At 53.7% G+C, this 20470-nt stretch carries 19 protein-coding genes; 3 read left to right on the top strand and 16 right to left on the bottom strand.

The window, feature by feature from the left end:
• A complete protein-coding gene (locus HVE01_RS11355) occupies nucleotides 1-1194 on the top strand; it encodes an FAD-dependent oxidoreductase (protein ID WP_146944168.1) in 1194 nt (397 codons plus the stop codon).
• Nucleotides 1195-1219: 25 nt separating this feature from the next.
• On the opposite strand, the gene HVE01_RS11350 is transcribed toward HVE01_RS11355, so the two are convergent.
• Genes HVE01_RS11350 through HVE01_RS11340 form a run of 3 tightly spaced genes read right to left on the bottom strand, consistent with a single transcriptional unit; the run spans nucleotide 1220 to nucleotide 2605 of the window.
• Nucleotides 1220-1651 carry an META domain-containing protein gene (locus HVE01_RS11350; protein WP_186808843.1) on the bottom strand — a complete coding sequence of 144 codons (432 nt, stop codon included), beginning with the start codon at nucleotides 1649-1651 and terminating at the stop codon, nucleotides 1220-1222.
• Between the two features lie 45 nt (nucleotides 1652-1696).
• The gene (gene gloA, locus HVE01_RS11345; protein WP_125745487.1) at nucleotides 1697-2137 is read right to left on the bottom strand and encodes a lactoylglutathione lyase; all 441 of its coding nucleotides are present in this window, start codon (nucleotides 2135-2137) and stop codon (nucleotides 1697-1699) included.
• A gap of 18 nt (nucleotides 2138-2155) precedes the next feature.
• A complete protein-coding gene (locus HVE01_RS11340; protein ID WP_125745485.1) occupies nucleotides 2156-2605 on the bottom strand; it encodes a DUF411 domain-containing protein in 450 nt (149 codons plus the stop codon).
• Nucleotides 2606-2681: 76 nt separating this feature from the next.
• Between HVE01_RS11340 and HVE01_RS11335 the strand changes: the two genes are divergently transcribed.
• Nucleotides 2682-3752, top strand: coding sequence for a metal-dependent hydrolase (locus tag HVE01_RS11335; RefSeq protein WP_146944164.1), 1071 nt, complete (start codon nucleotides 2682-2684; stop codon nucleotides 3750-3752).
• 29 nt (nucleotides 3753-3781) lie between these two features.
• Here the strand turns inward: HVE01_RS11335 and HVE01_RS11330 are convergent, their stop codons facing one another.
• The 8 genes from HVE01_RS11330 to rho form a co-directional block, all read right to left on the bottom strand.
• Nucleotides 3782-4522: an MliC family protein gene (locus HVE01_RS11330; RefSeq protein ID WP_125745481.1), complete on the bottom strand. Its 741-nt coding sequence runs from the start codon at nucleotides 4520-4522 to the stop codon at nucleotides 3782-3784.
• A 125-nt stretch (nucleotides 4523-4647) separates the two neighbouring features.
• Entirely contained in the window at nucleotides 4648-5160 is a 513-nt protein-coding gene (locus tag HVE01_RS11325; protein WP_125745479.1) for a DUF3087 family protein, read from the bottom strand.
• A gap of 89 nt (nucleotides 5161-5249) precedes the next feature.
• Nucleotides 5250-6329 carry a 3-deoxy-7-phosphoheptulonate synthase gene (locus HVE01_RS11320; RefSeq protein WP_146944162.1) on the bottom strand — a complete coding sequence of 360 codons (1080 nt, stop codon included), beginning with the start codon at nucleotides 6327-6329 and terminating at the stop codon, nucleotides 5250-5252.
• 3 nt (nucleotides 6330-6332) lie between these two features.
• Nucleotides 6333-6509, bottom strand: a complete 177-nt coding sequence (locus HVE01_RS19855) for a hypothetical protein (RefSeq protein ID WP_164517054.1) — start codon at nucleotides 6507-6509, stop codon at nucleotides 6333-6335.
• A gap of 376 nt (nucleotides 6510-6885) precedes the next feature.
• Nucleotides 6886-7014, bottom strand: coding sequence for a hypothetical protein (locus HVE01_RS20125; RefSeq protein ID WP_264298868.1), 129 nt, complete (start codon nucleotides 7012-7014; stop codon nucleotides 6886-6888).
• A 67-nt stretch (nucleotides 7015-7081) separates the two neighbouring features.
• A complete protein-coding gene (locus HVE01_RS11315) occupies nucleotides 7082-7861 on the bottom strand; it encodes an NAD(P)H-flavin reductase (protein ID WP_125745475.1) in 780 nt (259 codons plus the stop codon).
• Nucleotides 7862-7903: 42 nt separating this feature from the next.
• Complete coding sequence (gene ubiD / locus HVE01_RS11310) at nucleotides 7904-9397, bottom strand: 4-hydroxy-3-polyprenylbenzoate decarboxylase (RefSeq protein WP_125745473.1); 1494 nt, start codon at nucleotides 9395-9397, stop codon at nucleotides 7904-7906.
• A 69-nt stretch (nucleotides 9398-9466) separates the two neighbouring features.
• Nucleotides 9467-10726: a transcription termination factor Rho gene (rho, locus tag HVE01_RS11305; RefSeq protein WP_038481222.1), complete on the bottom strand. Its 1260-nt coding sequence runs from the start codon at nucleotides 10724-10726 to the stop codon at nucleotides 9467-9469.
• 464 nt (nucleotides 10727-11190) lie between these two features.
• Between rho and ppx the strand changes: the two genes are divergently transcribed.
• On the top strand, nucleotides 11191-12726 hold the full coding sequence (gene ppx / locus HVE01_RS11300) for an exopolyphosphatase (RefSeq protein ID WP_125745471.1): 1536 nt from the start codon (nucleotides 11191-11193) through the stop codon (nucleotides 12724-12726).
• Here ppx and tilS read toward each other — a convergent pair.
• The 5 genes from tilS to lpxB all read right to left on the bottom strand — a co-directional run bounded on the left by tilS (nucleotide 12707) and on the right by lpxB (nucleotide 20458).
• On the bottom strand, nucleotides 12707-13999 hold the full coding sequence (gene tilS, locus HVE01_RS11295; protein WP_146944160.1) for a tRNA lysidine(34) synthetase TilS: 1293 nt from the start codon (nucleotides 13997-13999) through the stop codon (nucleotides 12707-12709). The genes ppx and tilS overlap by 20 nt on opposite strands.
• The gene (locus HVE01_RS11290; RefSeq protein ID WP_038486504.1) at nucleotides 13980-14936 is read right to left on the bottom strand and encodes an acetyl-CoA carboxylase carboxyltransferase subunit alpha; all 957 of its coding nucleotides are present in this window, start codon (nucleotides 14934-14936) and stop codon (nucleotides 13980-13982) included. The genes tilS and HVE01_RS11290 overlap by 20 nt, the downstream gene beginning before the upstream one ends.
• Before the next feature lie 173 nt (nucleotides 14937-15109).
• Complete coding sequence (gene dnaE / locus HVE01_RS11285) at nucleotides 15110-18613, bottom strand: DNA polymerase III subunit alpha (RefSeq protein ID WP_146944158.1); 3504 nt, start codon at nucleotides 18611-18613, stop codon at nucleotides 15110-15112.
• 38 nt (nucleotides 18614-18651) lie between these two features.
• Nucleotides 18652-19269, bottom strand: coding sequence for a ribonuclease HII (rnhB, locus tag HVE01_RS11280; protein WP_146944156.1), 618 nt, complete (start codon nucleotides 19267-19269; stop codon nucleotides 18652-18654).
• Nucleotides 19259-20458 (bottom strand): lipid-A-disaccharide synthase, encoded by a 1200-nt coding sequence (lpxB, locus tag HVE01_RS11275; protein ID WP_146944263.1) that lies wholly within the window; start codon nucleotides 20456-20458, stop codon nucleotides 19259-19261. Before lpxB ends, rnhB begins: the two co-directional genes overlap by 11 nt.
• Nucleotides 20459-20470: the final 12 nt, after the last annotated feature.

The raw sequence follows: 20470 nt of genomic DNA, 5'->3' as shown, positions 1-20470 counted from the left end.
ATGAAAAATCTCGTGCTGATTGGCGCAGGCCATGCCCATGCCTTCGTGCTGGAAGCCTTTGCTCAGCACCCAGATCCGTCAATCGCTATCACCGTGGTTAGCGACAGTGCGCTATCAGCCTATTCTGGCAGCGTGCCAGCGTGGCTAGCAGGAGAATGCACGCTACGCGAAACACAAATTGATGTAGCGGCGCTCTCTCACAGGGCAGGTGCTCGCTTAATCACTTCGCCTGCAGTGGCTCTCGACCCCACTAAGCGCCAGCTAGCGCTAGCGAACGGTGAGGCGATCCATTTCGATGTAGCCTCATTTAACGTGGGCTCCACGTTAAGATTGCCTGAACAACCGTTTCTCGAAAAACATGGCAAACAAACCCCCTATTTGTTGGCGATGCGACCGCTCAGTTCACTGCACCACCGCTGGCAAGCGCTGAGAGAGAAAGTTGACCAGTGTCCACAGGGGTCTACACAGCGGGTAGTAAGCGTAGGCGGTGGCGCGGCAGGTTGTGAGACCTTAATGAGTGTGCTGGCGCAGCTGCGCCAACAACGTTCAGACATTACTTGGCAGGGCACGCTAGTCAGCGCATCAACAACACTGCTACCCGACGTAGGTCGGCTGCCCCGCTGGTTAACCCAACGCGCTCTGCGTCGAGCAGGCGTTACGGTGCTACACGGTGTGCGCGGCCAGGCGCTAATAGCGGGTGGCGTCTACACCTCTGAAGGCGAACTGATTGACGCGGATATCGTGCTGTGGGCTACCGGCGCCGTTGGCCAGTCTTGGCTGCAAGACACCGCTCTGCCGCTGAATAAGCGGGGATTCATCCAGGTGAATAAGACACTTGAGGTAGCCGACCAGCCAGGACTGTTCGCTGCTGGAGACTGTGCAGCGTTCAATCAATCACTGCACTCTTCTCCACGGCCCTCTTCTTCACGGTCCTCTTTTCCACTACCCAAGGCCGGAGTTTACGCCGTGCGCCAGGGGCCAGTGCTGGCGGAGAACCTGCGCGCCGCCTGCCACAATGGACCGCTGATTAACTGGAAGCCACCAAAACGGGTACTGGCTCTAATTGGCACTGGCGACGGCCATGCGATTGCCAGCCGAGGTGCCATCGGCTTCTCCGGCCGCTGGGTATGGGAATGGAAAAAGCGGATTGATGCGCGCTTTATTGCCCGCTTCAACCCGCCTTTTAAGCACTAGATCACTGCGATCGGATGCTAACGGCTTAGTTAGCTTCGCGCCAGCCGCCTAATACGCGGCTATCTGGTCCAAAAAACACCAGCCGATCATGGTCGATGAGGTAGCGATAGGCCGTATCGAGCATATCGGTTACTCGCTTGGCATCTTCCATATTGGGGCAAGCCATACGTGTCGAGGCGAGCTGGCTAAACTCAATACGCTGGTTTTCTCCCAGACTTACACTGCCGGTAAATCGGTTACAACCATCCGAACCGCTCACGCTGCCGTCGCGTCCAATTTGAAAGAAGGGTGTATTGGGTAACGATACCCGCTCATCGGTACCTACTAGCAGTAAATTCCAACGCTGATCGACTATCGGGCCTGACAGCGACACGTTTTCCGGCGCTGTCGTACTCTCTTGCTCTGGTGTACTGCTACACGCACTGATTAATAGTGCGCTAGCGACACCGGCTAGCATTGCTCCAAATTTGACCGTCACTGTCTCATGCTCCTTATTGACAAATTACCAGCTTCCACTGTTTTCCATTGACGCCCATGGCTCCTGAGGGGGCAACGCATCACCTTTTTGCAGTAGCTCGACAGAAATGCCGTCGGGCGACTTCACGAACGCCATATGCCCATCCCGCGGCGGGCGGTTAATGGTCACGCCATTATCTTGAAGTTTTTTGCATAGCGCATAAATATCGTCAACGCGATAGGCTAAATGCCCGAAGTTTCGCCCGCCTGACACCTCTTCTGGATCCCAGTTATAGGTCAACTCAAGCTCTGGTGCCGTTAAGCGCTCTGAGCGCGCCTCATCTTCCGGCGCAGCGAGAAAGACCAGCGTAAAACGGCCCTTCTCATTTTCTTTGCGACGCACTTCTTTCAACCCTAAAAGGTCGCAGTAAAAACTCAGCGATGCATCTAAGTCGCTTACCCTTACCATAGTGTGCAAAAACTGCATGTCACTCTCCCTCCATTATTACTGGGTATATTCGCTAAAGATAGCGGGCATGCTGTCGTTGCTGGTCCAGCTGAGAACGGCGTAATCATCAACCCGGCCAGTTTCCATGCCCGGAGAGCCATGCGGCATACCTGGCACTGTTAAGCCGATAACGTTTGGCTGCTCTTCTAACAGCCGCTTAATATCTGCAGCGGGTACATGGCCTTCTATCACGTAACCATCAACGATGGCTGTGTGGCAAGATGCTAGCTCTGCAGGAACGTTATTGGCTACTTTGACTGACCGGAGGTCGCCGTCACGGTGATGGTTCACAGCAAACCCAGCGTCTTCAAGGTGGCTCACCCATGCACCACAGCAGCCACAGTTAGGATCGCTGTGCACATCGACCGTAGGCATTGCCAAAGCACTTAGCGAATAGGCAGCTAGAAAGCTGCCCACCAGACTTTTAATTAGATGATTTCGTGACATTTAAAAACCCTCTTCATAGCTATATAAAATAATACCCAGCTTACTTGGATTACGGGGCTACCCCAAGGAGACATACGTGGATTCAGTCACACAAGCTGCCCTTGGGGCCGCCATAGGTGGTGCAATATTAGGTAAACGATTGGGTCGCAAAGCCATACTGATGGGTGCCCTGCTCGGTACGCTGCCCGACCTAGATGTGATGCTTGATTACGGCGATGCCGTGGCCAATGTGACCGAGCACCGCGGTTTTAGCCACTCCCTATTTGTGCTGACTGGCTTAGCCACGATAGTGGCGCTGCTGTGCCATCGCTTCATACCTGTTCGTGATATCAGCCTGGGTAGGTGGTGGTGTTTTTTCGTTCTCTGTCTGACAACCCACCCGGTACTTGATTCATTTACCACTTACGGCACTCAGCTGTTCTGGCCACTGGATATGCCTCCCGTAGCGTGGCCTATCGTGTTTATTATCGACCCGTTTTATACCTTACCGCTGTTGATTGCGTTAACCATCGCTATTGCCGCCAAAAAAGTACCTAGGGCCTGTACGATCGGATTAGCCGTATCCAGCATGTATTTACTACTGGCAGCAGGCGCAAAATGGAGCGTTGAACAACGCTTAGCCCCTGTACTGGCGGACGCAGGTTTACAGTCAGCGCCGCTACTAACTCAAGCGACGCCATTTAATATTGCCCTGTGGCGCGCAACGGTTATTGACGGAGATCGCTATTTTGAGAGTCTGATCAGCGTATTTGACGATCAGGATGCGCCAACGCTTGAAGCTATAAAGCGCAACGTCGCATTAGAGGAAAGCGTGCTAGCAAGCCCACTTGGCCAACGGCTGACCTGGTTTACTGGCCCTTTTTTGCGCTATGACACGCTGTTGATTGATGGTCAGGAAACGTTAATCGCCACCGATATTCGCCTTGGCTTTCCAGGCTTTCATCCGTTCACTTTTACCCTGGCAACATGGCAAGGCGGCTCTTGGCAGCCTAGCGACATAAGCAAGCAACTAGACATCTCCCAAGAGCCCGGACTAGAAATACTTTCAAGGCTCGCTGCCAGGGCTATGGGTGATAATACCTCACTGTGTGCCAGCGACTTTATTGAAGCTCAATGGCGTGCCGAGCCTTCGCTTTACCGTTGCTGACACATCAGTGGACTCAAAGACCGTACCAACTAAGGAGCGATGCCCTGACCACAGCCTTTGTACTGTTCCCCGCCGATTGTCAGCGTGACTCGAGCGGGATACGGCTGGCCTTTCATATCATCAAAACAGGCTCCCGACTCAATGCGTACGCGGAAAAACTCCTCGGCGTTGGCATTCTCAATCACCACTCTGCCCGCCTCATTGTCCATGACGCTTACCATATAGGGCATGGTTTGCGTCTCGCTGCCATAGCCGGTTGTCCAAGTCATCACCGGAGCATCATGGGCTAGCTCAATCGTCCAGCCCGGCTCATTGCCACGCCCTAGAAACATCACGCCAGGGTGGTCAGCGCGGGTCGCTGCGACTCGGCGCTGCCCCTGTTGGCATTGCAACTGACCACGCGGTGTTTCAACCTGCGCTTGATCGCCTCGATTCCAGAAGCTGATTTCACCATCTTGATAACGCGCACCGCTTGCCACAATCGCTTGCGGTAAGCGCCAGGCACCATGTAGTGACCAAAGACGCAGGTTATCGTCGTTCACCGCGGTGACCAAGTTCTGGTTGGCGGGCTGACACTCCCAAGCGTCAAAATGGGCGGCACTGCCTGGAAACAGTGCAGCAGGCAGCAGCGGTGCACTACTGTGTACGGTTGTTTTAGACACTCCAGTCGCAGAATCAGCAGGCGTTGTCCCAGTATTTGCACAGCCTGCCAATGCCACCGTGGCCGTTAGCGCAATCAAACCAGTTAACCGATTAGATGAGTAAATCATGCATTCTGCTCCCTGTTGTCATCACTGTTGTTACCGCTATCACTATTGTGACCGCTACTGATGTCATGCCTTTTATCATCGTAGGCACTGTCAATGGCGTCTACTTAACGTTCGGCGTCGCTCTGCTAGCGGCGCTTAAATGCTTTCAGATCCTGCGGGTCAAAACTGTCAACCTGGGCTGGCAACCCCAGCTCTTCACGCTTTAACTTTATCTGCATTTTCTCAGCTAGGCGTTCAGAATCATCATCGGTAGTACGACCGTTAAGTTCCGCGAGCTGCGTCATGCCTTGATGGTAAAACGTCACAATATCCAACGCTATACGATTATCTTCCTCCACGCCGCGGCGCAGTGGTTGCAGGTAGCCACTAATCTGAGAAAGGTGGTTTTTGAGCTGCCATACGTAGCGCATTTCAGCCATCCATGGGCGATCTTTGAGCACCGCAAACAGTGCGCTGGTGGCCAACAAACCAAGGAAGACCCCCAATCCATTGAGCCATAAGGTACTGCCAAAAGCGGAAGTTAGCAGCATTGAGAACAGTAGCCCAAAGACAATTAATTGCCCTGCCATGGCAATACTGATCATTCGCGCCTTGCGCTGGTAACTGCTGGGATTATGCTGCTCAAGGGTGAAAACCATGGCCAACCTCATCATAAAAAGTTGTCTCTTATGATACGGGGCTGGCCAGGGCAAACAAGAGATTATCAAGCTGCAGGGAGATTACTGGGTTAACTCATTCGCTCGGCAGCGGTTTTAAGCAATCGTTCTGTGGTTTCCCAACTTACACAGGCATCGGTCACCGAGACACCGTAGCGCATCGCGTTAGGCGACAGCGCTTGCTTACCTTCAAACAGGTGGCTTTCGAGCATTAGCGCCACCAAGTTGGCATCGCCTGCCTTGCGCTGTGCCAACACGTCGAGCAGCACTTCACTTTGGCGTCGGTGATCTTTTCGTGCATTAGCGTGACTGCAGTCCACCATTAAGCGAGGGTTCTGCCCGGCGTCTCGTAGGGTATTCACCGCTGCACGCACATGATGCGCCTGGTAGTTAGGCTCGCCATGACCACCTCGTAACACCACATGCGTATTGGGGTTACCAGCCGTTTCCTGCATGATCGGGCGTCCTTCATTATCCATGGCGAAACGCTGATGGGAATGAGCCGCTGCCTGCATAGCATCAATGGCAACCTGAACGTCGCCGCTGGTCGCATTTTTGAACCCCACGGCTGCTGCAAGGTCGCTTGCCAGCTCGCGGTGTAACTGCGACTCAGTGGTACGCGCACCAATGGCAACCCAGCTCAGCAGGTCATCTAAGTAGGGGGCTAACATTGGCTGTAATAGCTCTGTGGCCACCGGCAGTCCCCGCGAGGCAACCGCGTGCATAAGCTCACGGGAGAGGGTGATGCCTTTTGCCATATCACCACTGCCATCTAGCCCAGGATCGTATGCCAATCCCTTCCAACCGACGGTGGTGCGCGGCTTTTCTACGTAAACCCGCATGACCGGTAATAGTTGCTCACTCACTTCTTCGCTTAACGCAGCCAACCGATCGGCATACTCTAATGCGGCTTCTGGATCGTGGACGGAACAGGGGCCAACAACGACTAATAAGCGCTTATCTTGACCATTCAGGATACGTTGAACCGCTTGGCGCTGGCTGGCAATTTGCTCACCCAGTTGGCTATTGATAGCGACACTGCGGCGTAGCTCTGCCGGCAAAGGCAATGGCTGCGATGAGCTTGAGGGGCCGTTCGTTAACGACGTTAGGTTTGACAAGGTTGTGCAAGCAGGGCGGACATGGGCATTCATAACTTAACTCTCCGGAAGCGTGTGACATCGTGATAACAACAACTTGCCACCTTGGCTTGCACGGTCGGAGGTGGCAGCTTGCACCGACCGCGCGTCGCTAAATCGCCAGCCATAGCCATAACCGATATAGTTGGCAGTATTGGCGAGCAGATTAGCGAGAGAGTATGCGCGGTACATCATGATGCAGCTCCTTGATGAAATGTCTGTGAAACCCAAATAGTTAAACCAAATAAACCGTTAAAACGAAAGAAGCCTCGGTTGGGCTACCAACCGAGGCTTCTTTGCATGCGGCAGGCAACCTAGTCGGTGTGCCTGATGGCGCGACGCTACTGGTCGGCCAGGGGCACACCGTGGCTAAACCAATAGGCAGCGTAAAAGAACGCAGCAACGCACGCCCAAGCACTAGCCGCCGATACCGGCATTGCTTGTGTGTGGCAAGTGCATTGTGCTGTGTGCATAGCTACATCCTAATTTATAAGTCTAATTCACGTTGCTCATCGCAAACGATGACATCTAAGTGTTTAATCCTGCCTGCATAGAAGCAAAATGGCAACCTTCAGCCGCCAAACGCTTGTACCCAACCAATCGTTGCCGGCAGTGCGCTCATGCTAACCAGGACCACAACGCCGAGCACAATAGAAAGTAAACCTGATTCGTCTTTGAAGTTGTCGTCATGGTGGGCCATGAAAGCCTCCTTTTTTATCGGTATCGGTTATCAGCACATACCGTGCGTCAGTTATCGGCCAATCATTTTAGTGAGGGCGAGGAGCGTAGGCAAATACATCCGAGAACATTCTCTCACTACTGATGTTTTTTCGCTCGAACACATCAACGCAGGCGTACACCATCCCCGGCGAGCCTGATAGGAAGATATCACAATCGCTGGGCGTTAACTGAGCCCTTGCAAGCTGGCTCTCAAGGGCATCTTCCAGCACGAGGTCAATGCGTCCTTGATGGTGCGCTATTCGTTCACCAACCGCCAACGGCTCGGTAAGCGGAAACTCTGTCACGGCTTGAAAAGCAACGTTGGCATACTGTTGTGCCCATTCGCAGGCCAAGTCTTCAGCATAGAGATCGCGGTGTTCGCGGTTTGCCCACCATAGCGAAATAGGCCGAGCAGGTTGCTGCCGCAGCGCCGCCTCTACAATGGCTTTCATCTGTGCAAAACCAGTGCCTGCCGCGACCAGCAGTAGCGGGCGCTGGCTTTCGGCGTCCAACACACATTGGCCACTGGGTAAACGTACGGTCAACTGATTGGCTACCTGCAACAGCTCTCGCAGGCGAGCAGAGTTGTCACGCTCAGGCCAGTGCTGAATATGCAATTCGATGATGCCATCGCCACGTTCAGCGCTGGCAATTGAAAACGGCACCCAGGTGTTATCGTCTAGTTGCAGCTCTAAATACTGACCAGGCGCATGCTGCATAGCTTCTGGCCGCCCTTCCAGGGTCACTCCAAAGACATCGGGATTTAAATCCTCAACGGCGGTTACCTGGCAGGTTAACGTCTTGCAAGTTGGCGTGCTTGCGCTCATGAAAGCCTCTTTATGAAGAATCGTCCGACCTGCGCCACTGGGTTAGCCGTGGCGAGGTGTGGGTAACGGGATATCAATGCCCAACTCGTCCCAACGCTCGTCAACGCGAGTCTTTATCGAATCGTCCATCACGATGGGTACCCCCCACTCTCGATCCGTTTCGCCTGGCCATTTATTAGTGGCATCGAGCCCCATTTTAGAGCCCAACCCGGACACCGGAGAGGCAAAATCAAGGTAATCAATGGGAGTATTTTCCACCATCACGGTATCCCGTGCAGGGTCCATACGCGTGGTAATTGCCCACATCACGTCTTCCCAGTTACGCGCGTCGACGTCATCATCCAGCACAATGACAAACTTGGTGTACATAAACTGACGCAGAAAGCTCCAAACCCCCATCATGACGCGCTTGGCGTGACCTGGATACTGCTTCTTCATGGTCACAACGGCCATCCGATAGGAGCACCCTTCCGGCGGCAGGTAGAAGTCGACAATTTCCGGGAACTGCTTACACAGGATCGGGACAAACACCTCGTTAAGCGCGACGCCCAGAATAGCTGGTTCATCGGGTGGGCGGCCGGTATACGTGGAGTGATAAATCGCGTCCCGCCGCATAGTCATCCGCGTGACGGTAAAAACGGGAAAGTGATCGACTTCGTTGTAATAACCGGTGTGATCGCCAAATGGCCCTTCCGCTGCCATATCGTCGGGGTAAATAAACCCTTCCAGGATGATTTCTGCGGATGCAGGCACTTCCAGATCAGCATGTCCGCATTTGACAAGCTCTGTACGTGAACCGCGAAGAAGCCCAGCGAACGCATACTCGGAGAGAGAGTCGGGTACCGGCGTGACGGCGCCCAAAATCGTTGCCGGATCAGCCCCCAGCGCCACCGCCACGGGAAATGGCTCACCAGGATGCGCTTTTTGAAACTCAAGAAAATCCAGCGCACCGCCGCGATGGGAGAGCCAACGCATAATCAGGCGGTTTTTAGCAATTTTCTGTTGGCGATAAATACCGAGATTTTGACGTTTTTTATGCGGACCTTTGGTAATCACCAATGGCCAAGTCACGAGTGGCGCCGCATCGCCCGGCCAGCAGTGCTGAATCGGCAAACGATCTAAGTCAACCTCATCGCCTTCAAACGATCGCTCTTGTACCGGCGCTCGTTTAACGATTTTTGGCCCCATACTTAGCACTTGCTTGAAAATCGGCAGCTTGTCCCAGGCGTCTTTTAAACCTTTGGGCGGATCAGGCTCTTTTAGAAACGCCAGTAGCTTACCCACTTCGCGCAGCGCCTCTACCGAGTCTTGCCCCATGCCTAGCGCAACCCGTTTTGGTGTACCAAACAGGTTGCCCAGCAGCGGCATGTCATGCCCCTTCACATTTTCAAACAGCAGTGCGGGACCACCGGCACGTAATGTCCGGTCGCAAATCTCGGTAATTTCCAGATAAGGATCAACTTCTGCTTTAATTCGCTTAAGCTCACCCTGCGCTTCAAGTGCCGCAATAAAATCGCGCAAGTCGTGGTACTTCAAGGCACTCTCCTCAAGGCACTTCCCGGGCTGTCAGACGTTTATCGCTAGTGCTTGGCCGTAATGCAGCGCCTAGCGGCGCTTCATCGCTTCAAAGAACTCCAGATTCGTCTTGGTATCTTTCAGACGATCAATCAGGAACTCTGTAGCAGCCGTGTCTTCCATCGGGTTGAGCAGCTTGCGAAGGATCCACATGCGCTGCATTTCATCTTCAGACGCTAGTAGGTCTTCGCGCCGAGTACCGCTGCGACGGATGTTGATCGCGGGGAACACGCGCTTCTCAGCCAGCTTGCGATCAAGGTGCGCTTCCATGTTGCCGGTGCCCTTGAACTCTTCAAAGATGACTTCGTCCATTTTAGAACCGGTATCAACCAGTGCAGTGGCAATAATCGTCAGGCTACCACCCTCTTCGATATTACGCGCGGCACCGAAGAAACGTTTTGGCTTCTCAAGAGCGTGGGCATCCACACCACCGGTTAGCACTTTGCCAGAGCTGGGCACCACGGTGTTATAGGCACGCGCCAGACGAGTGATAGAGTCGAGTAGAATCACTACGTCCTTCTTATGCTCTACTAAGCGCTTAGCTTTTTCGATAACCATTTCTGCAACCTGCACGTGGCGGGCAGGAGGTTCATCGAAGGTAGAGGCAACCACTTCGCCACGCACAGTGCGTGACATTTCGGTCACTTCTTCAGGACGCTCATCGATCAGCAAGACAATTAGGTGGCACTCAGGGTTATTGCGCGTAATGGATGTCGCAATATTCTGAAGCATCAGTGTCTTACCGGCTTTGGGCGGTGACACCAACAGACCACGCTGGCCTTTACCAATCGGCGCAGTCAGATCAATGATACGCGCGGTAAGATCTTCGGTAGAACCGTTACCGATCTCCATGCGCAGCCGATCATCCGGGAACAGCGGCGTTAAGTTCTCAAAGAGAATCTTATGCTTGGCATTTTCCGGACGATCAAAGTTGATCTGGCTAACTTTGAGCAGGGCGAAGTAGCGCTCACCCTCTTTAGGCGGGCGAATTTTGCCGGAAATGGAGTCGCCTTTGCGCAGATTGAAACGCCGTATCTGAGACGGCGATACATAGATATCGTCCGGTCCAGCGAGGTACGAGCTATCAGCGCTACGCAGGAAGCCGAAGCCATCCTGAAGGATTTCCAGCACACCATCACCATAAATATCCTCTCCACTTTTAGCATGCTTTTTGAGGATGGCGAAAATGATGTCCTGCTTGCGCGAACGGGCTAAGTTGTCGATACCCATCTCGCGGGCGATATCGAGCAGCTCGGGAACGGTTTTTTGCTTGAGTTCAGTGAGATTCATCGGTGTGTTAGAAAGTTGCTCATGAAAGCTAGGCGACAAGCGCCGGGAATAAGACAGGAGGCGTGGCCAAAAGTTGGGCTAAGCGCCGAGTGATGCGTTCAGAACCCTATCTAGGCACACGCTCAGATACTGAAAGCTAGACAGTCTTGAAGCAAATGCCAATAAAGGAGTGACGGCATCAACGACTGTTTAACGTGAGGGTGCTAAAAAACTAGTTAATCTGATCGGCACAGAAAATGCTGTTTCAGCGGGTTATCTGACGACTTGGGCATCTGGCTGATGCCATTGGATACGTACTGCTCGGAATACCCGAGTAATACGCCTGTTTAATAGGCAAACAAGTTAGCTCGGATCAAGCCAGTAGTTCGATGGTAGTCAAGGCCCGCGATAAACGCAAGTCTTTGACAATTGACAATACCAATGAGGCACCGCAACCTTGGCATAGCCACTAGGAAGGAAAGCCCATGCCCAAGGAAATTTCGCTCCCTCTCACCGCGCCGTCGGCTGAACTGGATAACACTGAACCGCAGCGCTTAGCCGCCATCGACCTGGGTTCTAACAGCTTCCACCTGCTGGTCGCTAACTATCAAAACGAGCGCCTTCAAGTCGTCGCCAGGATGGGTGAAAAGGTTCAGTTAGCCGCTGGGCTAGACGAGGACGGCTATTTAAACGAGGCAGCCATGCAGCGCGCGCTGGATTGCCTGGGCCGTTTTGCACCATTTCTCAACGATATTGAGAATGCCAATTTGCGCATTGTCGGTACAAATGCGCTGCGCGATGCCCATAACAGCCAAGCGTTTATCGAGCGTGCCGAAGCACAGCTTGGCCACGCTATCGAAATTATTGCTGGCCGCGAAGAGGCCCGACTTATTTATTTAGGCGCTGCCCACGCGCTAGCCGAAAATGGCCGCCGTTTGATTGTCGATATCGGCGGCGGATCGACGGAATTTATCATTGGCGAAGCCTTCGAGCCCAAAGCACTTGAGAGCTTACGCATGGGCTGCGTCACCTTCAGCAGCCGCTTTTTCCCTGATGGCGAACTTAGCGAAAAGCGTATGCGTCGTGCTGAGCTGTCTGCGTTGTCTGAACTGGCCAATATCCAGCGTCCCTACCTACGCCTTGGCTGGGATGATCCCGTGGGCTCTAGCGGAACGATAAAGGCCGCTGCAAGCGTGCTATATGCTTACGGCGATTCACCCCAAGAAGGTGTTATCACCCGGAGTGGGTTGAAAAAGCTGCGTGAACGCCTACTAAAATGCAAACAGCTGGAGAAAGTTGAGCTAGAGGGTCTAAAACCTGACCGAGCAAAAGTCTTTCCGGCAGGTATCGCCATTTTAAACGCTATTTTTGAAGCCTTTAATCTTTCCCAAATGCGCTTTGCAGACGGCGCCCTGCGCGAAGGAGTGCTTTATGACATGGCAGGACGAAATAGCGCGGAAGATACCCGTTCTAAAAGCCTAGATGCATTGAAGCGGATTTATGATGTTGATTCTCGGCAGGCAGAAAATGTCGCCGACACGGCTCTTCGCCTATTCAATAGAGTAAAAAAATCCTGGGGATTAACAAAAGAGCAAGGCCACTATCTTGTCTGGGCAAGCCATGTGCATGAAATTGGCCTGGCTATTTCGCATAGTCAATTCCATCGCCACGGCGCCTATTTGCTAGAACACTCCGATCTAGCTGGTTTTTCACGCCCTGAGCAGCGTCTACTGGCGTTTTTAGTGCGCGCCCATCGACGTAAGTTTCCGACTAAAGAGTGGCAGGCACTGCCTGCCTCACACCAGGAAGGTTGTGCCAAACTTGCTCGCCTACTGCGCCTTGCCGTGCTTATTAATCACTCGCGATCTGAAAATCCTCCGCCGCTACCAGAGATCAGCGCAGAGGGTGAAGCACTGCTGATGACGCTACCCTCCAGCGATGAACCGACGCTGTTAAGTACCGATATGGAGCAGGAACAGGCCTATATGACAGCGGCTGGATTTACGTTTTCGGTTGCGTAGATGTAGGGGCAAGCACAACGCCTTCAGCCTGCCACAATACGTTGGCAGGCGGTTGAATCACGCCCAAGCACAACTCATCTTGCATCACCACAATCAAACGCTCGCGCTCCCAGGGCGGCACTCCCTGCTCTTGGAGCAAGCGTTTAACGTCACGCCGTCCACGCTCCTTTAACGTAATCACTTCACCACCGCGTCGCCAACGCAATGTTACGCGGCGCGGCGGCGCCAGCGATACTTCCAACCTGCCCAACGGGGTTAACTGCCCTGGCACGCCTTCCCACTCAACTTCCCACTTAGGCAACGGCTTAAGCGGTGCCATGAGATAGAGACGGCGCCGCCATAGCCGCGCGTCGCACCCCGGCCATACAACCTTCACCCGGGCGTCTTTCGCCGCAGCTAACTGCGCTAGCAGGCTGTCGAGACGTTTTTGCGGAGGGGTTGGGAGCGCTAGCTGTTGACAAAGCGTACGAATGAGCAGTCGTTGGCGCGGTAAAGAGCGTTGGCTAAGCAGGGTGGCATCCATGCAGTGCTCTCCGCGCATCAGCGTTGCTAGCTCTTCCGCGGCATAGGCTGTCAATAGCTGGTCTGCCTCACCGGCATGCTGGGCGCTGTTGGCAAGGGCACGCGCAGCGCCAGGCCAACGAAGCTGTAATGCTGGCATCACCTGATGACGTAAGCGATTGCGATCAAACGCGATGTCTCGGTTTGTCGGATCTTCGCACCAACTGATTGATAATCCATGCGCTGCATCAGCCAACGTCTGTCTGCTGACACTCAACCAGGGCCGCAGCAGAGTGATCCCCTGCCATTCACGACGAAAAGGCATGCCCGCCAAGCCACGCACGCCACTACCGCGCAACGCGGCCAGCAGTAATGTCTCGGCTTGGTCATCTTGGTGCTGGGCCAGCCATAGCGTATCGCCAACGGGAATATGCGCCATAAACGCTTGGTAGCGCGCACGCCGCGCTGCGCCCTCTATGCCCTCGCCCTGAACGTCCACAGCCACGTTTGCCGTTACTAGCGATATACCAAGCGTATCGCACAGCGTTTGACAATGCGCTTCAAAGGCTTGGGCTGCGACCTGTAAGCCATGATTGATATGAATCGCCCGCATAGGGCGACGCGCATCTCGACAAACCTGAGCGGCCAACGTTAGCAGCAACGAAGAGTCCAACCCACCGGACAGCGCTATCCAAATAGTACGCCCTGGCGGGGTCTCCGCCAGGGCGTCATTCAGTAAACGTAACAGCGACTTAGGCGGCTGGGGCGCCATAGCTCATTAACCGTTTATAGCGGCGCTCTAGTAGCGCATCGCTGTCAAAGCTTTGCAGACGCTCCAGACTATTAGCTAAAGCCTCTTTAACGCGCTCAGCCGTCGTCAGCGGATGGCGATGAGCACCACCCAACGGCTCTTTAATTAGCTCATCAACAAAGCCAAGCTCTTTAAGGCGCTCAGCAGTGATCCCCATAGCTTGGGCGGCATCAGATGCTTTTTCAGCGCTCTTCCAAAGAATAGACGCACAGCCTTCCGGAGAAATAACCGAATAGGTGGAGTACTGCAGCATATGCAGCTCGTCACACACACCAATCGCCAGCGCGCCACCAGAACCACCCTCCCCCACTACGGTGGAGATAATCGGTGTTTTCAGGCGTGACATCACCGCCAAATTATACGCAATGGCTTCCGACTGACCGCGCTCTTCCGCATCGATCCCTGGGTAAGCCCCAGGCGTATCGATAAACGTTAGAATGGGCATTTTAAAGCGTTCGGCCATTTCCATTAAGCGACAGGCTTTACGGTAGCCTTCTGGGCGCGGCATGCCAAAGTTACGACGTACTTTCTCTTTAACATCGCGTCCTTTTTGATGCCCAATGACCATCACCGGCTGATCATTCAAACGAGCAACGCCTCCGACAAGGGCGGCATCATCGGCAAAGTTACGGTCGCCGTGAAGCTCATCAAAGTCAGTAAAAATATGCTCAAGATAATCCAGCGTATAAGGGCGCTGCGGATGGCGAGATATCTGGGACACCTGCCAGGGGGTTAAATCCTTGAAGATCGATTCGGTTAACTTACGGCTTTTCTCTTCCAGCCGAGATATCTCATCGGAGAGATTAACCTGGCTATCGGAGCTGACCAAACGCAGCTCCTCAATTTTTGCCTGAAGCTCGGCAATGGGCTGTTCAAAATCGAGATAGTTAGGATTCATCGGCTCTGCCTGTAAGCTGCCTATAAAAAAAGAAGCCTTGTCGAAACGGGCATGTATGGTGGGCATTATCGCACCCTTAACCTGCCACGCAAGGCAGTACCCTTTCAATTAGCGTGCTGCACCGCCATTTAGCACTCAATTTGACGGTGGCACGCGCATGTTTATAGCATTTGTTAACGATAGCGTAGCTGAACGCCAACCTGCCCCTGCACATCACGTAGGGCCAACAATAAGTCATCGCTGGGAGCTACTTTCCACTCTTCGGCCAGTGCCAGCCAGCCAACCGCTGCTGAGTGGCGATACTGCAGCCGCACCGGCAATCCGTCGGTATCGCGGTATGGCGTCAAACTCTCGCGTAGGCTATCGACCAAACGGCCGTTGATCTGTTCAGCATCTAATGCAAGCTCTACTGCTTCGCCATAGCGAATCCGTGCGGTCACCATCGGCGTAACGTCTTTGCCCCGCAAGCGCAAACCGCCGGAGAAGTCATCGTTGGATACCTCACCTTCAACGATAATCACTTGGTCAGATTCGATTTGGCCCCGCAGTTGCTCAAATAGTTCGCCAAACAGAGAGGCTTCGATACGTCCGGTGCGATCATCCAGCGTGATAAACGCCATGGTATCGCCACGCTTGGACTTCATGGTGCGCATGGCTACCACTAAGCCAGCCACCCGCTGCGGCTCACGAGAGGCCTTCAAATCACTAATGCGAGTAGAGACAAAGCGCTTTAGCTCTCGCTCATATTCATCAATGGGATGGCCGGTCAGATAGAGGCCCAGCGTATCTTTTTCACCTGAAAGCCGCTCACGATCTGTCCATTCACGGGCGCTTCGATACTCAGCATAAGGATCCGTTTCATCCTCTTCCGCAGTAAACGCATCGCCAAACATATCTAGCATACCCAGATTTTGGTTGGCATGGTTTTGAGCAGCAGCTTTCAAGGCGTCTTCCATCGCTGCGGCGAGCACCGCCCGATTAGGGCCAAGATTATCCAGTGCGCCAGAGCGTATCAGCGCTTCCAGCGTGCGCTTGTTCATCCGCTTTGGATCAATGCGGCGACAAAAATCGAAAAGATCTTTAAATGGGCCATCAGTGCGACGGGCTTCAACAATCGCACCAATCGGGCCTTCACCGACACCGCGAATGGCACCCAGGCCATAAACGACGCGCCCTTCCGTATCAACGGTGAACTTGTAGCCACCAACATTAACATCCGGCGGTGTGACGGTAAGCTTGAGGTGGCGGCACTCCTCAATTAGCGGCACCACTTTGTCTAGGTTATCCATTTCCGTTGACATAACGGCGGCCATAAACGGGCCAGGATAGTGCGCTTTCAACCAGGCGGTTTGATAAGAAACCAAGGCGTAGGCGGCAGAGTGCGATTTGTTAAAACCATAACCGGCGAATTTCTCAACAAGATCAAAGATATTGCCAGCAAGATCTTTATCAATACCGTTGGCGGCACAGCCTTCCATAAAGCCTGAACGCTGCTTGGCCATCTCTTCGGGCTTTTTCTTACCCATGGCGCGGCGCAGCATGTCTGCCTGCCCCAGTGAATAGCCAGCCATTACCTGAGCAATCTGCATGACCTGCTCTTGGTACAAAATAATGCCGTATGTCGGGCTGAGTACCGGTTTTAGCAGGTCATGCTGATAATCTGGGTGTGGGTAAGAAACTTCGGAGCGGCCATGCTTACGATTGATAAAGTCATCAACCATGCCGGACTGTAGCGGACCTGGGCGGAATAGCGCCACCAGGGCGATCATATCGTCGAGGGAGTCTGGCAGCAGGCGCTTAATCAGCTCCTTCATACCACGAGATTCCAACTGGAAAACGGCGGTGGTTTCCGCGCGTTTAAGCATCTCAAAGGTTTTGTTGTCGTCCAGCGGGATAGCGTCAATGTTAAGTGGCGCTTGACCGTTTACCCCTCGCACTTTATCGACCATTTCCAGTGCCCAGTCGATAATCGTCAGCGTCCGCAAGCCCAAAAAGTCGAACTTTACTAGCCCCGCGTCTTCGATGTCGTTTTTATCGAACTGCACCACAAGACCGGAGCCATCTTCATCGCACAGCAGCGGCGAGAAATCGGTCAGCTTGGTGGGCGCGATAACAACGCCCCCCGCGTGCTTACCGGTCCCCCGGGTGGTGCCCTCTAGCTTGAGGGCCATTTCCCAGATCTCTTCGGCTTCTTCGTCGTTGCCGATAAACTCTTTCAGTGCCGGCTCTTGCTCTATCGCTTTAGCCAGTGTCATACCCACTTCAAAGGGGATCAGCTTAGAGAGCTTATCGCCCAAAGAGTAAGGCCGCCCTTGGGCGCGCGCCACATCGCGCACCACCGCTTTTGCAGCCATGGTGCCAAAGGTAACAATCTGAGATACCGCATTGCGACCATAGCGGTTCGCGACGTACTCAATCACTTTGTCGCGCTTTTCCATGCAAAAGTCGACGTCAAAGTCGGGCATGGAGACACGCTCAGGGTTAAGAAAGCGTTCGAACAGCAGGTCGTAGCCAATAGGATCAAGATCGGTAATTTTTTGCGCGTAAGCCACTAATGAGCCCGCACCGGAACCACGCCCTGGACCGACTGGCACGTTGTTATCCTTAGCCCACTGGATAAAGTCCATCACGATCAGGAAGTAACCAGGAAAGCCCATTTGGATAATAACGTTGAGCTCAAACTCAAGCCTGTCACGGTAGCGTTGATCAATTTCTCGGTAGGCATCGCTATCGCGCGGGTACTGTTCAACAGGGAATAGAAAATCTAACCGCTCAGTGAGGCCGTCATGGGAGACTTTGCGGAAAAACTCATCCTGAGTCATCCCTTCGGGAATTTCGAACTCAGGCAGGAAAATTTCGCCTAACCGTACATCAACGCTACACCGCTCGGCGATCATAACGCTGTTCTCAAGCGCCTCAGGAATGTCCGCAAACAGTGCTGCCATCTCTTCAGGACTTTTTAGATACTGCTCTTCGGTGTAGCGTCGCTCACGGCGCGGATCATCCAAGGCCTTACCTTCACCGATGGCAACTCGGGTTTCGTGCGCCCAAAAGTCCTCGCGCTCTAAAAAGCGCACGTCATTGGTCGCGACCACGGGGATATTCGACTCAATCGCCAACTTCACACTCGCGTGAACGCAATCTTCTTCAAGTGGCCGCCCGGTGCGAATTAACTCCAAGTAAAAACGGTCTGGAAAGGCCTGCTGCCACTCCTCTAACAGCTCTCGGGCTTCGCGCTCATGATCAGACAGCAAGTGGCGACCTATCTCGCCTTCACGCCCGCCTGATAGCGCAATCAGTCCTTCGCTTTGCGCTAGCACCCACTGTTTATCCAGAATAGCGCGCCCTTGGCGCTGGCCATCGGTCCACCCTTTAGAAATCAATTCAGTGAGATTGCGGTAACCAACATCGTTCATCGCTAGCAGCGTAATACGATATGGGTGGGCCTCATCATGGGGGTTATATAACCATAAGTCGCTACCGATGATGGGCTTGAGGCCAGCGCCCTGCGCCGCTTTGTAGAACTTAACCAAACCAAACAAGTTAGCTTCATCGGTTAACGCCAGAGCCGGCATCCCGCGCTCAGCGGTGGTACTGACCAGTGACTTGAGTTTTACCAAGCCATCAACCAGGGAGTATTCACTGTGCAAACGTAGATGAACAAACGGAACCGTCATGGGACTCTCAGCAACAAAGCTAGATAAATAGAAAATGCTTACAGCAGCGCTAACTGACGCTGAACCGGCGCAAAGCTCCGGCGGTGTTCGGCAAGCGGCCCGTAGGCAGCCAGTGCCGCTAAATGTTCTTTCGTTGGATAACCTTTATGGCGGGCAAAGCCATAATCAGGATAGCGCAGATCAAGCTCAGTCATCTGAGCATCTCTGGCCACCTTGGCTAAAATTGACGCAGCGGCGATCGCAGGATGGCGGGCATCGCCTTTAACCACCGCTTGCCCAGGAAGCACGTGCCCGGGCAACCGATTACCATCGACCAATAAATAGTCAGCCGCGGGTGTTAAAGCATCAATGGCACGCCGCATAGCAAGATGAGTGGCATGGTAGATATTTAGCTGATCAACCTCAGCAGCACTGGCCTCGGCCACTGCAAACGCTAGCGCACGTTCGCGAATCAGCACATCCAACGCTTCGCGCTTTTTAGCGGTGAGCTTTTTTGAGTCCGTCAGCCCCTCAATAGGGCGACTAGGATCAAGAATCACCGCCGATGCCACAACACTGCCAATCAGAGGCCCACGGCCAACTTCGTCAACGCCCGCTAAGAAGTCACCACGATAGTCGATCACTAAGGGGGGATAGTCAGTCGGCTTAACGGCCATGGTCCACCCCGTTATGGCAAGCTATTGCGTCGCTATCCAACGGCTGGCCCGCTACCAGAGAGGTAATTGCTTGTGCCGCCCGTTGGCTGGCATTGCGCTGTAACGCACAGTGCATATCGGCAAAGCGTGCCTCTAGAGCGTTACGTTCCTGGGCATTATTAAGCATTTCGTCGAGCCGATCAGCGATCATTGCTGGTGAAGCGGCGTCCTGAATCAACTCAGGCACAACGCCCTCTTGAGCAATCAAATTGGGCAGTGAAATCCATTGTGTCTTCACCAAGCGCTTTGCCAGCCAATGAGTTATCGGCGCCATTTTATAAGCCACCAGCATTGACCGATGACATAGCATGGCTTCTAGTGCGGCAGTGCCCGAGGCCAGCAACACAGCATCGCTGGCCACCATCGCCTCACGAGCCTGACCTTCCAAGAGCATGATACGTTCGCTTAGCGTCGGGTAGTTTGCCAAGAGCTGGGTGATTTCTTGATAACGCTGATCGGTCGCTGCGGGAATGACCACACGTAACGCCCCATTACGCTGACAGAGCAGTTCAGCAGCGCGTAAAAATGTATCACCAAGAAAGCGTATTTCATTACCCCGCGAACCAGGCAATATTGCCAGAACAGGAGTTTGAGCAGGCAGTGCGAGTGTTTGGCGAGCCGCTTGGCGATCATTTTCAAGCGGTAATTCATCCGCCAATGGATGACCAACAAAAGCAACCGGCACCTGATGCCGATGGTAAAAGTCAGCCTCAAACGGCAGTAGCGTCAACATGCCATCAACCGCCTTGGCGATCTTTTTCACCCGCCCTTGCCGCCAAGCCCATACCGAAGGGCTGACATAATGGGCGGTCTTTAACCCGGCCGCCCGCAGCTGTTTTTCAAGGCCAATATTGAAGTCAGGCGCGTCAATGCCAATCATAATATCCGGCTGCCAAGCGAGCGCTTCTTCGCGCAGCGTGCGACGCACGCGGATCAGCTCGGGCAGGTGCTTGATGACTTCAACAAGCCCCATCACCGATAATGTTTCAAGGGGAAAGCGACTCGTCAGGCCCTGCGCCTCCATACGAGGACCACCCAGGCCACGAAACTCAATGTTTGGGTGGCGCAGCCTCAGCTCGTGCATCAACCCTGCCCCAAGGATATCCCCGGAGAGCTCACCTGCAACTATATAGACGCGCTGAAGTGTCATGGTGACGGGAGA

The sequence above is a fragment of the Vreelandella venusta genome (assembly GCF_007989605.1).
GTDB classification, from domain to species: domain Bacteria; phylum Pseudomonadota; class Gammaproteobacteria; order Pseudomonadales; family Halomonadaceae; genus Vreelandella; species Vreelandella venusta.
This window is presented reverse-complemented; position numbering and strand designations above follow the sequence as displayed.